A 12,747-nucleotide genomic window follows, 5' to 3' on the forward strand; every position below is an offset into this window, starting at 1 on the left:
AAATATATATACAGTTGGAGGTAAGTTTTTTGCAACACGAATATAGAATTCTCGCCATAAACCCGGGATCTACTTCTACGAAAATAGGAGTTTACGACAATGAACGTTCACTAATGGAAAAGACAATACGCCATGAAGCGGATAAAATTCAGTCGTTTGAACGTATTATTGACCAGTATTCCTTTCGGAAGGAAATGATCTTATCGACTCTCCATGAAGAAGGTATTAATATCTCTAAATTAAGTGCTGTAGTAGGTCGCGGGGGATTGTTGCGCCCTATTGAAGGTGGGACATATGCAGTTAATGATGAAATGTTAACAGATTTACGTACGGGTTATGCCGGGGAACATGCTTCGAATTTAGGAGGAATTTTGGCCTTTGAGATTGCAACTCAATTAAATATTCCTTCGTTTATTGTAGATCCAGTTGTTGTGGATGAAATGGAGCCTATTGCCAAAATATCCGGCCTTGCAGACTTCGAACGAAAAAGTATTTTCCACGCGTTAAATCAGAAGGCTGTCGCTAGAAGAGTTGCAAAGGATTTAAATAAGAGTTATGAACACCTAAACTTAATTGTTACTCATATGGGTGGCGGGATCACTGTTGGTGTACATAAAAATGGTCGAGTTATTGATGTAAACAATGGGTTACATGGTGAAGGTCCATTTTCCCCAGAGCGAGCTGGAACAGTTCCCGCAGGAGACTTAGTTTCCGTGTGTTTCTCCGGTCAATATTATGCGGCTGAAATCATGAAAAAGATCGTTGGGCAAGGTGGTCTAGTTGGATACTTAGGTACAAATGATGCTATCCAGGTAGAGAAAATGATTACAGCTGGGAACGAAAAAGCTAAATTAGTGTACGGTGCGATGGCTTATCAAGTAGCTAAAGAAATAGGTGCTGCAAGTACGGTCTTACATGGCGAGGTAGATGCGATTGTATTAACAGGTGGTTTAGCATACGGTAAAGAATTTGTTAGTCAGATTACAGAACGCATTAGTTGGATTGCTGATGTGATAGTTCATCCAGGTGAAAACGAGTTACAAGCCTTAGTTGAAGGTTCGCTTAGAGTTTTACGTGGTGAAGAACATGCAAAAAGTTATCCTAGCCAATCGATGGCAGTGGAGAACAAATAAGAAACATGGGGTGATTATAGATGGCACAAGAATATGATTTGGTTGTACTTGGAGCAGGTACTGGTGGATATGTTGCAGCAATAAAAGCATCCCAGCTAGGATTGAAGGTTGCTGTTGTTGAGAAAGGGAAATTAGGTGGTACTTGTCTACACCAAGGATGTATCCCTAGTAAAGCACTACTCAGAAGTGCAGAAGTTTACTCAACGATGAAAAACTCAATGGAATTTGGTATTAGTGCTAACGAAATCACACTACATTTTGACAAAGTCCAACAACGTAAGCAGCATATAATTGACACACTACATAAGGGTGTACAGCACTTAATGAAAAAGGGTAAAATTGACGTTTATGAAGGGCTTGGGCGTATTTTAGGTCCTTCCATTTTTTCACCTACACCAGGTACAATTTCTGTTGAAATGAGTAACGGTGAAGAGAACGAAATGCTTATTCCAAAAAATGTATTAATTGCCACTGGGTCTAGGCCAAGAACATTACCAGGCCTTGAAATTGACGGACAATTTGTTCTATCGAGTGACGAAGCCTTACAAATGGAAACTTTACCTAAGTCAATCATTATTGTTGGTGGAGGAGTAATTGGGATTGAGTGGGCCTCAATGTTAGTTGATTTTGGTGTAGAAGTGACTGTACTTGAGTATGCTGATCGTATTTTACCAACTGAAGATCATGAAATCTCTAAAGAAGCACAACGCTCTTTGAAGAAAAAGGGTGTAAAGTTCTTTACGAGTGCCAAAGTTCTGTCAGATACGGTTTCTAAAGGAGAAGGTGTTTCTATATCAGCTGAATATAAAGGTGAAACGAAAACCTTTACTGCAGAAAAATTGTTAGTGTCTGTTGGTAGGCAAGCAAATGTAGAAGGTATAGGACTAGAAAACACAGATATTCAAGTAGAAAATGGAGTAATAAAAACGAACGAATTCTATCAAACTAAAGAATCACATATTTATGCCATTGGAGATGTAATCGGTGGTCTTCAATTAGCACATGTTGCCTCGCACGAAGGAATTATTGCTGTGGAACATATGGCAAACCTAACGCCACATGAGTTAGATTACAATCTGATCGCCAAATGTGTTTATAGTTCACCAGAGATTGCAAGTGTCGGCTTTACAGAAGCTGAGGCAAAAGAAAAAGGATATAAGGTAAAAACTGGTAAATTCTTATTTAAAGCAATAGGAAAAGCATTGGTTTTTGGTGAGACGGATGGCTTTGTTAAGCTAGTGGTAGATGAAGAAACTGAGGATTTACTAGGGGTTCACATGATCGGACCACATGTTACAGACATGATTTCTGAAGCTGCATTAGCAAAAGTGCTAGACGCAACACACTGGGAAGTTGCCAATACAATTCATCCGCACCCAACACTTTCAGAAGCAATAGGTGAGGCAGCCTTAGCTGTCGATGGGAAAGCTATCCACGGGTAAAAGATAATTGTCAATTTTGAATTATGAATTGTAAATGAAGAATGTAGGGCTAATAAGCGTTTGGGCGGCGTTACTTTTAATTCTTACATTCTACATTTTACATACTACATTTTTATAGGGGGTCTATGAATGACAGAAAATCGTCATGCCAAATTGGGTTTAACTGATAATGATGTTCTTGAAATGTATGAGACTATGTTACTTGCAAGAAAGATTGATGAAAGAATGTGGTTACTTAACCGCGCAGGAAAAATACCATTTGTAATTTCTTGTCAAGGACAGGAAGCGGCACAGGTTGGAGCTGCATTCGCACTAGATAAAGATAAAGATTATATTCTACCTTACTATCGCGACATGGGTGTAGTTTTACACTTTGGAATGACTGCTCGTGATTTAATGTTATCAGCATTTGCGAAAGCAGAAGATCCAAACTCTGGTGGTAGACAAATGCCAGGTCACTTTGGTCAAAAGAAAAACCGCATTGTGACAGGTTCTTCTCCAGTTACAACTCAAGTTCCTCATGCAGTAGGAGTCGCTTTAGCTGGAAAGCTAGAGGGGAAAGATTTCGTGACGTTTACAACATTTGGTGAAGGATCTTCTAACCAAGGGGATTTCCACGAAGGTGCAAACTTTGCAGCGGTCCATAAGCTTCCAGTTATATTAATGTGTGAAAATAATAAATATGCGATTTCTGTACCAATCCATAAGCAGCTTGCTTGTGAGAAAGTATCAGATCGTGCTCTTGGTTATGGTATGCCTGGAGTTACAGTTGATGGAAATGACCCAATTGCAGTTTATGAGGCAGTTAAAGAAGCAGCTGACCGTGGTCGTAGAGGCGAAGGGCCAACATTAGTGGAAACGGTTTCTTATCGCTTAACTCCTCACTCAAGTGATGATGACGATCGCGTGTATCGTTCAAGAGAAGAAGTTGAAGAAGCGAAAAAGAAAGATTCTATTATTACATTTAAAGCATATTTACAAGAGTTAAATATCTTAACAGAAACAATTGAAACAGAGATGAATGATCGAATTGCAAGAGCAGTAAATGATGCAACAGAATATGCTGAAGCAGCGCCTTATGCCCAAGCAGAATCAGCATTAAATCATGTTTACGGAGAGGGGGTATAAGGAATGCCGATTATTTCTTATATTGATGCAGTTACCTTAGCAATTAAAGAGGAAATGGAAAGAGATGAAAAGGTTTTCGTTCTTGGTGAAGACGTTGGTGCTCGTGGCGGTGTATTTAGAGCAACAAACGGCTTATATGAACAATTCGGCGAAGATCGAGTAATTGACGCCCCTTTGGCTGAATCAGCGATCGTTGGTGTAGGAGTTGGAGCGGCTATGTACGGAATGCGTCCAATTGCTGAAATTCAATTTGCTGACTTTATCATGCCAGCAGTTAATCAAATCGTTTCTGAAGCGGCAAGGATTCGTTATCGTTCGAACAATGATTGGAATTGTCCGATGGTAATACGTGCCCCTTATGGTGGTGGAGTTCATGGAGCTTTATATCATTCCCAATCTGTTGAGGCTATGTTTGCTGGTATTCCAGGATTAAAAATCGTCATGCCATCAACTCCATATGATGTAAAAGGTCTATTAAAAGCGGCAATTCGTGACAATGATCCTGTTTTATTCTTTGAACATAAACGTGCTTACCGCTTAATTAAAGGTGAAGTTCCAACTGAAGACTATACTCTTCCAATTGGAAAAGCGGATGTAAAACGTGAGGGTGACGATATAACAGTAATAACTTACGGTTTAGCGGTTCATTTTGCGTTACAAGCTGCAGAAAGATTAGCAAAAGATGGCATTTCAGCGCATATTTTAGATTTGCGTACGGTATATCCATTGGATAAAGAAGCGATTATTGAAGCCGCGAAGAAAACTGGTAAGGTCCTTCTTGTTACTGAAGATAATAAAGAAGGTAGTATCATGAGTGAGGTTGCAGCGATCATTGCTGAGCATTGTTTATTTGATTTAGATGCTCCGATTCAACGTTTAGCTGGGCCAGATGTTCCAGCGATGCCATATGCGCCAACAATGGAAAAATATTTCATGATAAATCCAGATAAAATCGAAAAAGCAATGCGTGATCTTGCTGAATTTTAGGAGAGGGAGGTAATATTCATGGCTACAGAGATTAAGATGCCGCAACTTGGTGAAAGTGTAACTGAAGGTACAATTAGTAAGTGGTTAGTTAAGCCAGGTGATAAAGTAAATAAATATGATCCAATTGCAGAAGTAATGACTGATAAAGTAAATGCTGAAGTTCCTTCCTCTTACACTGGAACGATTAAAGACCTAGTGGCTGCTGAGGACGAGACGATTGAGGTTGGAGGAGTTATTTGTACGATAGCAGTCGAAGGAGAAGAAACGGTAAATAATACGCCAACTCAAACAAACACGGTTGAAACCATAGCTGCTTCGAAACCAGACCTTGATACTAGTGAGAAAAAACGTTTTTCTCCTGCTGTACTGCGTCTAGCTGGTGAACACAATATTGATTTAGCCCAAGTTCAAGGTAGTGGGCGAGGCGGGCGCATCACTAGAAAAGATCTTCAGAGTATTATTGAGGGTGGAAATATTCCGCAACCAAAACTAGAAGTAGCGCCTGAACAGCAATCAGTGGCAGTTCAAGCAGAACCAGCTCCAGTATCGACGCCGAAGGTTGAAAGAGAACCAGCTACAGCACCTGTTAATATCCCAACGTTACCGGGAGACATTGAAATTCCAGTATCGGGTGTTAGGAAAGCAATCGCAGCTAACATGGTGAAAAGTAAGCACGAGGCCCCTCATGCTTGGACAATGGTAGAAGTTGATGTAACAAATCTTGTTAACTATCGTAACAGTGTGAAAGATAGCTTTAAGCAAAAAGAAGGCTATAACCTAACATTCTTGCCATTCTTTATTAAAGCAGTTGTCGAAAGCTTAAAAGAGTTTCCGCAGCTTAATTCCATGTGGGCTGGCGATAAGATCATTCAAAAGAAAGATATTAATATTTCAATTGCGGTTGCTACAGAAGATGCTCTTTATGTTCCGGTAATAAAGCACGCTGATGAGAAAACAATCAAGGGAATTGCTCGTGAAATTAACGATTTAGCAGGAAAAGTAAGAAATAAGGCAATTTCAAGTAGTGATATGCAGGGTGGCACATTTACAGTTAATAATACTGGCTCATTTGGTTCGATATTATCAACGCCAATTATTAATCACCCACAAGCAGCTATTCTCTCTGTAGAGTCTATTGTTAAGCGTCCTGTAGTTATGGATAACGATGCGATTGCAATAAGACATATGGTAAACCTATGTCTGTCGTTGGATCATCGTGTTCTTGATGGGTTAGTTTGTGGAAGATTTTTAGCAAGGGTCAAAGAGAAGTTACAGTCTATTTCTAAAGAAAATACACAACTGTATTAAATGATTTGTACACTTTCCTATTCTAGCTTTAGAATAGGAAAGTTTTTTTGTTGTTCGATTACATTGGATGAAAGAGGAATGGGGAAGCTATTTTATGTTACATATTTTCTAAATTAAGGGGTGGCTTAAACGTGTTAAAAACTAAACTTGGAGTAGTGACACTAGCAGTACTGATGTTTTTTGCGTACACAAACGTAACAATTGTAAGCGCTGAGGAATTAGAGAACGAAACAAACCAAATGGATCAAGTTAAATATGAACATAAGGCAATTCGTCCCCATTTTAACTTTTACTATCAGTTACTAGCTGAAAAATATGCACCAAAGCATGTAAAAGTGTGGAACGATGTAATCTCCGAGAGAGAGGCTCTCATTAAGAAGTATCGTGAACTCGCCAAATCTGGGAAAGAAATTGGAAACTTTTATGATGAAACGTGGCTAAAAGTACACAGTGATATACAAAAGCAATTTCTAGAAGCAGTCGAAAAAAGAGATGATCAAGCGTTAAAAAATATTGTTCCGCAGGTCATTGATCATCAAAAAGAATTAAACATCTTGTTAAAAAAGCGATTAAAGGAAATTAAATAAATGCAAAGGGAGACAATGTTTATTTGTCTCCTTTTGTCTATAAATGAGGAGGGCTTTTTGTTTACAAACCGTAATTATTTCGATATAATCCTTCTTGTATATAAAACGTAATCGTTTTGAAAGGGGATTGAAATGAAAATTAAATCTATGTTTTTTGCAATGATGTTAGTAATTTCAACGTTTTTAGTAGCATGTGGTGGTGCACAAGAAGAGGAAGTTGTAGAAAATACAACTATTGAAGCAGAAGTTATTGAGGAAAAACCTGTAATTCAAGTTTATACAACTATTTTTCCATTAATGGATTTCACCCAAAGAATTGGTGGTGAATACGTTGAAGTAAAAAATATTGTTCCTGTAGGAGCTGATGCTCATACATATGAACCATCACCAAAGACAATGGTTGATATATCAAATGCTGATTTATATATATATAATGGTGCTGGAATTGAAGGCTTCGCTGATGCTGTAGCTGAAGTTCTTAAAGCAAGTAATGTAAAAATTTTAACAGCTTCTGAAGGAATTGACCTGATTGCTTTCGATCACGATGATCACGGAAATGATCATGACGATCACGGACACGACCATGACGATCATAGCCATGACCACGATGATCACGGACACGACCATGACGATCATAGCCATGACCACGATGATCACGGACACGACCATGACGATCATAGCCATGACCACGATGATCACGGAAATGATCATGACGACCATAATCATGACCATGATGATCACGGAGACGATCATAACCATAACCATGGGGAGCAAGATCCACATGTATGGTTAGATCCAATTCGTTCTATTAAACTAGCAGAAAATATCAAAGACGCTTTAGTTGAGTTATTACCTGAAGGCGCGGAGGTGTTTGAAAGTAACTTCCAAACTTTAAAAAGCCAATTGGAAGAGTTAGATTCGCAATTTAAGGCTATGCTTCAAGATGTATCAAACGATACAATTGTTGTATCGCATGCAGGGTATGGATACTGGACTGATAGGTATGGTATCAAGCAAGTAGGTATCTCAGGGATCTCTCCAACAAACGAACCATCTATACGCCAGATAACACAGGTAGTAGAGTACATGAAAAAGCATAATGTGAATTACGTAATCTTTGAACAAAACATACCAATGAACATAGCAGAAACAGTTCGTTCTCAAGTAGGTGCTGAAGCTCTTTGGTTACACAACCTAGAAGCATTAGTTCAAGAAGATGTCACTAACAATGAAGACTACTTTAGCTTGATGAGAAAGAATATTGAAACACTGAGAACAGCATTACAATAGGAAGTTAAGGAAGTTCATGACCATGGACTTCCTTTTTTATAGATAATGTATTTCAAAGCAATATTTCGCTTATATTAATAATACATATCGCTTTGTAAAATCGGTTGTTGAGTGTACAATATAAGCATAGTGTTAATAATAAAAAGAGGTGACCTACATGGAATTTAGTTTTTATAATGATGTTATTAATGGTGCAAGAAAAGAAATGGTAGATGCAGGGTATAAAGAATTAACTACACCTGAAGAGGTAGATGCAGTACTAGGTAAAGAAGGAACTTCATTAGTCTACATCAATTCTGTTTGTGGTTGTGCAGGCGGTATTGCTCGCCCATCTGCAGCTTATATGGCTAACTATGAGAAAAAGCCAGATAACTTTTTGACTGTTTTTGCTGGACAAGATAAAGAAGCAACAGAGCGTGCAAGAACCTATTTTAAAGGCTATGCTCCTTCTTCACCGTCATTTGCTATCATTAAAGACGGGGAAATCAAAGCTATGATTGAAAGACATGAGATTGAAGGACATGAACCAGTTCAAGTAGTACAAAAATTAGAAAAATATTTTGATGAATATCTATAAAATGAAGAGAAGCTTTCACTTTTTAGTGAAAGTTTTTTTTTATTTTAAAAAGTATTGGCTATACTATAATTATTACTTTTACGCTTTTTCTTGAAGTCAAGTTTTGCTAATGCTATAATTTAAACTTGTATATGTTTTAAAGCTAGGCAATTGCCATGCTTTTAAAAAGGAGAGTGCAGTAATGCAAGATTTATATGTAAAAATACACGAATACTTAAATATGGACGAGGAAATATCATTTGAAGAATTTGATGACTACTATAAGACGGTTATTAAACAATTTAGTGAAGTTTCTGATGACCTAGTTGAAGAAGATGTATGGAAAGCATTGTTTATCATCGAAAACTTAATGTCTAACGCTGAAAGCCGTGCTAAAGAGTCAAAAGCTGCAAAACAAAAGAAATACAAAAAGATGGCAGACCGCTCGGCGCTATGGGCACAGAATTTTGCTGGTAGACTTTATAAGCTAGGCTATACAGAAGAACAACTAAATGAGCGTTTTGAAAAAATGTTTCAAGACTACGCAAATATAAAGGCATAGACAATTTGGTGGAGTGAATATCACTCCTCTTTCTTTTATGAATACTTGACAAACTTTAGTTGAAAATGCTATATTAATTTAGCAACATTTAACCATTGCGTCTATAGTGAAATGGATATCACACGAGATTTCGGCTCTCGGATTCTGGGTTCGAATCCTGGTAGGCGCGCCATACATAAAATGATTTAAGACTTCAAGATATTATCTTGAAGTCTTTTTTATAATAATTAATTAAAATTTATAATTAATTTTGAGTTATGTATATATGATATATAATAAACAAGATTGTAAGACAGTATGAGTTTAACTCAAATTTACTTACAGTTCTATTTTGGATGATGATTTGCTTGGTAGTATTCACCCTTAAATTTTCTTGTCAAAAAGGAATATACTATGAATATTTTTTATATAATACTATATTGACATTTCTTTGTAACGTGTTAATATACATAAGTGTGAATAATAATTAGTAGACAAAGTATAAAAAATATAAAAAAGGGGTTATACAAATGAAAAAAAACAACAAACTATTATCAATTGCATTATCTTGTGTACTATCGGTAGGATTATTAGCAGGATGTGGAACTGGAAGCACGAACCAAGGTTCTGGCGGCGCTGAAAAAGTGACTTTAGTGATGGGAACATCTGCAGACTACCCTCCATATGAATTTATTGATACAGCTGTTAGTGATGAAATTATAGGTTTTGATGTTGATATTGCGAACTATATCGCTGAGAAATTAGGCTTTGAACTGAAAATTCAAGACATGGATTTCGGTGGATTAATTCCAGCCTTAACTAACAATCGTGTTGATTTTGTATTAGCAGGAATGACTCCAACTCCAGAACGATTAGAAAACGTTGATTTTTCGGATATTTATTATGTTGCTGAACAAATGATTGTTACAAAATCAGATAGTGGTATTACTACTCTTGCAGACCTTCAAGGGAAAAAAGTCGGAGTGCAATTAGGGTCAATTCAAGTAGGCTTAGCTAATGATATCTCTGAAGAAGTTGGTGGAGTAGAAATTGTTGAACGCAACAAGATTACTGATTTAATTCAAGAGTTAAAAGCAAACAGAATTGATGTAGCCATTATTGAAGATAAGGTAGCTAAAGGTCATTTAAACGCAAACGCAGATTTATCAGCATTTGTTATTGAAGAAGAAGGAGAAGCTGGTTCAGCGATTGCTTTCCCTAAAGGTAGTGAATTAAGAGACCAATTTAACGAAGTCCTTCGTGAAATGATTGAAAATGGAGAAATGGATAAACTTGTATTAAAGTGGTTTTATAGTGAAGAGTAATAATTAAAAAAAGAGAGGAATGAGATAGGCATGAATTTGGACTTTTCCCAAATCGTGCCTTCTATCCCTTTTATCTTAAAAGGGATATGGGTCACGTTACAAATTGTAAGTGTTTCACTAATATTTGGATTTATCTTAGGAACCATTTTATCACTATTTAAGATTGGTAAAATTACCATACTTAGATGGTTTGCGGATGCGTATACTTCCGTTTTTCGAGGGACTCCACTTATTTTGCAATTATTTTTAATCTATTTTGCCACTCCTCAAATTACGGGTTTAGATATTACAGCTTACACTGCAGCGGTTTTAACCTTTGGTTTAAATTCAGCAGCCTATGTATCTGAAATTATACGAGCTGGGATCTTAGCTGTTGATAAAGGACAAAAAGAAGCAGCAGAAGCATTGGGTGTACCGTATCGACCAATGTTATTAAATATAATCCTACCTCAAGCGATAAAAAATATCTTACCTGCACTAATGAATGAGTTTATTACACTAACAAAAGAATCAGCGATTATTTCTACTATTGGCGTTTTAGATATTATGAGAAGAGCCCAAATCGTTACTGCAGAACGATATATAGCTTTTGAACCTTTGATGTTTGCGGCATTAATCTATTATATATTGGTAATGACTTTGACTCTCTTAGGTAGACTTCTTGAGAGGAGGTTAAGACGTAGTGATTAAAGTAAAAAATCTTCATAAATCGTTTGGTAAGCTTGACGTTCTAAAAGACATTTCAACGGATATTAAGAAGGGTGATGTAGTAGCTATTATCGGTCCCTCCGGTTCAGGTAAATCAACTTTTCTACGTTGCTTAAATTTATTAGAAACCCCGTCATCAGGTCAGGTTTGGATAAACGATCAGGAAATTACCAATCCAAGGATAAATATCATGAAAGTTCGTCAAAAAATTGGAATGGTTTTTCAGCATTTTCATCTATTTCCACATATGACAACCTTAGGAAACATCACATACGCTCCTATGAAGGTAAAAGGCTTAAAGGAAGAAGAGGCAAAGGCTAAAGCTTTAGATCTATTAAGGAAAGTAGGCTTGGAAGAAAAGGCCAACGAATATCCTGTGCGTTTATCAGGTGGTCAGAAGCAACGTGTCGCTATTGCAAGGGCATTAGCAATGGAGCCTGAAATCATGTTATTCGATGAGCCTACATCGGCTCTTGACCCTGAAATGGTAAAAGAAGTTTTAGAGGTTATGAAATCATTAGTTAAAAGTGGTATGACAATGGCAATTGTTACCCATGAAATGGGGTTTGCAAGAGAAGTTGCAGATCGAATCTTCTTTTTAGAAGAGGGAAGACTCTTAGAGGATACCCCGCCAGCTGAATTTTTTGCTACTCCCAAAACAGATCGAGCGAAAGCTTTCTTAGATAAAGTACTTTAAAAAAGGATGACACAAGTCATCCTTTTTATATTAGGAAAAGAGGAAATGATGTAAACTAACGATATAGAAGGAAGAATAGAAAGGATACATTATGTTTAAAATTGGCTATCGAACGATAAAAACTGCGATTGGAGCTGCTATTGCGATAGGTATTGCTCAAGGGTTAGGGTTAACATTTTATGCTTCAGCTGGGATTATTGCCATTTTATGCGTTCAAAAAACAAGACGAAAGTCATTAAAACTTTCTTGGGAAAGACTTTTGGCGTGTTCGGTTGGCATGTTATATGCAATCGTAGCGTTTGAACTTATTGGCTACAATCCTTTAGCAGTTGGATTATTATTACTTACATTTATACCTACAGTCGTTATCTTGAAAGCGAAAGAAGGAATAGCTACAAGTTCTGTTATTATTTTACACTTGTATGCACTTGGAGAGGTCTCTCCTTCAATTGTCTTGAATGAATATGCTCTAATTATCATTGGGATTGGAGTAGCCTTACTTGTGAACTTTTATATGCCAAGTGTAGAAAAGGAACTTGGAGAAATTCAGTCGGAGATAGAGAATAATTTCAAGGAAATATTTTTACAGTTTGCGACGTACCTAAAACAGGGAGATAGTAACTGGGATGGCAAGCAGATTACTGTAACTGCTGATCTACTTTCTAGAGGGAAGGATGTAGCATTACAAAATATTGAAAACCACTTACTAAGATATGAAGATAAGTATTATCATTATTTTAAAATGAGAGAAAAACAATTTGAAATTATAGAAAGAGTTATGCCCTTAATTTCCTCATTGGACCACACGGTTATTCAAGGTGAGAAAATTGCAGAATTCCTAGAAGAACTAAGCAGAGGGGTTAGACCAGAAATCAGTCCCATTGACTTCCTAGAAAAACTAAATGAATTACGTTTGGAGTTTCGAAAAATGGAATTACCTAAGGACAGAGACGAATTTGAAACTCGATCAATTTTGTATGCTTTTGTAAAAGAAGTTGAACAATATCTTATTATTAAACGTCATTTTCGCATAGAAAAAGCATAG

The 12,747-nt window shown here is 36.9% G+C and carries 13 protein-coding genes and 1 tRNA gene; all 14 read left to right on the forward strand.

The genetic code is table 11. The features are described from left to right. Window positions 1-29: 29 nt before the first annotated feature. The 14 genes from buk (at window position 30) to DS745_RS15065 (ending at window position 12,747) form a co-directional block, all read left to right on the forward strand. On the forward strand, window positions 30-1,133 hold the full coding sequence (buk, locus tag DS745_RS15000) for a butyrate kinase (RefSeq protein ID WP_129079047.1): 1,104 nt from the start codon (window positions 30-32) through the stop codon (window positions 1,131-1,133). 20 nt (window positions 1,134-1,153) lie between these two features. Next, window positions 1,154-2,575 carry a dihydrolipoyl dehydrogenase gene (gene lpdA, locus DS745_RS15005; RefSeq protein ID WP_129079048.1) on the forward strand — a complete coding sequence of 474 codons (1,422 nt, stop codon included), beginning with the start codon at window positions 1,154-1,156 and terminating at the stop codon, window positions 2,573-2,575. 129 nt (window positions 2,576-2,704) lie between these two features. Further along, window positions 2,705-3,703 carry a thiamine pyrophosphate-dependent dehydrogenase E1 component subunit alpha gene (locus DS745_RS15010; protein WP_129079049.1) on the forward strand — a complete coding sequence of 333 codons (999 nt, stop codon included), beginning with the start codon at window positions 2,705-2,707 and terminating at the stop codon, window positions 3,701-3,703. 3 nt (window positions 3,704-3,706) lie between these two features. Further along, complete coding sequence (locus DS745_RS15015) at window positions 3,707-4,690, forward strand: alpha-ketoacid dehydrogenase subunit beta (protein WP_129079050.1); 984 nt, start codon at window positions 3,707-3,709, stop codon at window positions 4,688-4,690. An 18-nt stretch (window positions 4,691-4,708) separates the two neighbouring features. Further along, on the forward strand, window positions 4,709-5,998 hold the full coding sequence (locus DS745_RS15020) for a dihydrolipoamide acetyltransferase family protein (RefSeq protein ID WP_129079051.1): 1,290 nt from the start codon (window positions 4,709-4,711) through the stop codon (window positions 5,996-5,998). A 131-nt stretch (window positions 5,999-6,129) separates the two neighbouring features. After that, complete coding sequence (locus tag DS745_RS15025; RefSeq protein ID WP_129079052.1) at window positions 6,130-6,585, forward strand: hypothetical protein; 456 nt, start codon at window positions 6,130-6,132, stop codon at window positions 6,583-6,585. A gap of 132 nt (window positions 6,586-6,717) precedes the next feature. Then, the gene (locus DS745_RS15030; protein WP_129079053.1) at window positions 6,718-7,875 is read left to right on the forward strand and encodes a metal ABC transporter solute-binding protein, Zn/Mn family; all 1,158 of its coding nucleotides are present in this window, start codon (window positions 6,718-6,720) and stop codon (window positions 7,873-7,875) included. A gap of 157 nt (window positions 7,876-8,032) precedes the next feature. Continuing rightward, the gene (locus DS745_RS15035) at window positions 8,033-8,452 is read left to right on the forward strand and encodes a BrxA/BrxB family bacilliredoxin (RefSeq protein WP_129079054.1); all 420 of its coding nucleotides are present in this window, start codon (window positions 8,033-8,035) and stop codon (window positions 8,450-8,452) included. 181 nt (window positions 8,453-8,633) lie between these two features. Then, the gene (locus DS745_RS15040; RefSeq protein ID WP_129079055.1) at window positions 8,634-8,993 is read left to right on the forward strand and encodes a hypothetical protein; all 360 of its coding nucleotides are present in this window, start codon (window positions 8,634-8,636) and stop codon (window positions 8,991-8,993) included. Window positions 8,994-9,090: 97 nt separating this feature from the next. After that, window positions 9,091-9,165, forward strand: a tRNA-Arg gene (locus DS745_RS15045). A 337-nt stretch (window positions 9,166-9,502) separates the two neighbouring features. Then, window positions 9,503-10,297 carry a transporter substrate-binding domain-containing protein gene (locus tag DS745_RS15050; RefSeq protein ID WP_129079056.1) on the forward strand — a complete coding sequence of 265 codons (795 nt, stop codon included), beginning with the start codon at window positions 9,503-9,505 and terminating at the stop codon, window positions 10,295-10,297. A 30-nt stretch (window positions 10,298-10,327) separates the two neighbouring features. Further along, the gene (locus DS745_RS15055; RefSeq protein WP_129079057.1) at window positions 10,328-10,987 is read left to right on the forward strand and encodes an amino acid ABC transporter permease; all 660 of its coding nucleotides are present in this window, start codon (window positions 10,328-10,330) and stop codon (window positions 10,985-10,987) included. Then, a complete protein-coding gene (locus DS745_RS15060; RefSeq protein WP_129079058.1) occupies window positions 10,980-11,702 on the forward strand; it encodes an amino acid ABC transporter ATP-binding protein in 723 nt (240 codons plus the stop codon). Before DS745_RS15055 ends, DS745_RS15060 begins: the two co-directional genes overlap by 8 nt. 91 nt (window positions 11,703-11,793) lie before the next feature. Continuing rightward, window positions 11,794-12,747 (forward strand): aromatic acid exporter family protein, encoded by a 954-nt coding sequence (locus DS745_RS15065; protein ID WP_338324543.1) that lies wholly within the window; start codon window positions 11,794-11,796, stop codon window positions 12,745-12,747.

The sequence above is a fragment of the Anaerobacillus alkaliphilus genome (assembly GCF_004116265.1).
In the GTDB taxonomy this organism is placed as follows: Bacteria; Bacillota; Bacilli; order Bacillales; family Anaerobacillaceae; genus Anaerobacillus; species Anaerobacillus alkaliphilus.

Coding starts and splice junctions, on each gene's coding strand:
- DS745_RS15020 (WP_129079051.1), top strand. CDS start 4,709: ATGGCTACAGAGATTAAGATGCCGCAACTTGGTGAAAGTGTAACTGAA.
- DS745_RS15040 (WP_129079055.1), top strand. CDS start 8,634: ATGCAAGATTTATATGTAAAAATACACGAATACTTAAATATGGACGAG.
- DS745_RS15035 (WP_129079054.1), top strand. CDS start 8,033: ATGGAATTTAGTTTTTATAATGATGTTATTAATGGTGCAAGAAAAGAA.
- DS745_RS15065 (WP_338324543.1), top strand. CDS start 11,794: ATGTTTAAAATTGGCTATCGAACGATAAAAACTGCGATTGGAGCTGCT.
- DS745_RS15050 (WP_129079056.1), top strand. CDS start 9,503: ATGAAAAAAAACAACAAACTATTATCAATTGCATTATCTTGTGTACTA.
- DS745_RS15015 (WP_129079050.1), top strand. CDS start 3,707: ATGCCGATTATTTCTTATATTGATGCAGTTACCTTAGCAATTAAAGAG.
- lpdA (WP_129079048.1), top strand. CDS start 1,154: ATGGCACAAGAATATGATTTGGTTGTACTTGGAGCAGGTACTGGTGGA.
- DS745_RS15030 (WP_129079053.1), top strand. CDS start 6,718: ATGAAAATTAAATCTATGTTTTTTGCAATGATGTTAGTAATTTCAACG.
- DS745_RS15010 (WP_129079049.1), top strand. CDS start 2,705: ATGACAGAAAATCGTCATGCCAAATTGGGTTTAACTGATAATGATGTT.
- DS745_RS15055 (WP_129079057.1), top strand. CDS start 10,328: ATGAATTTGGACTTTTCCCAAATCGTGCCTTCTATCCCTTTTATCTTA.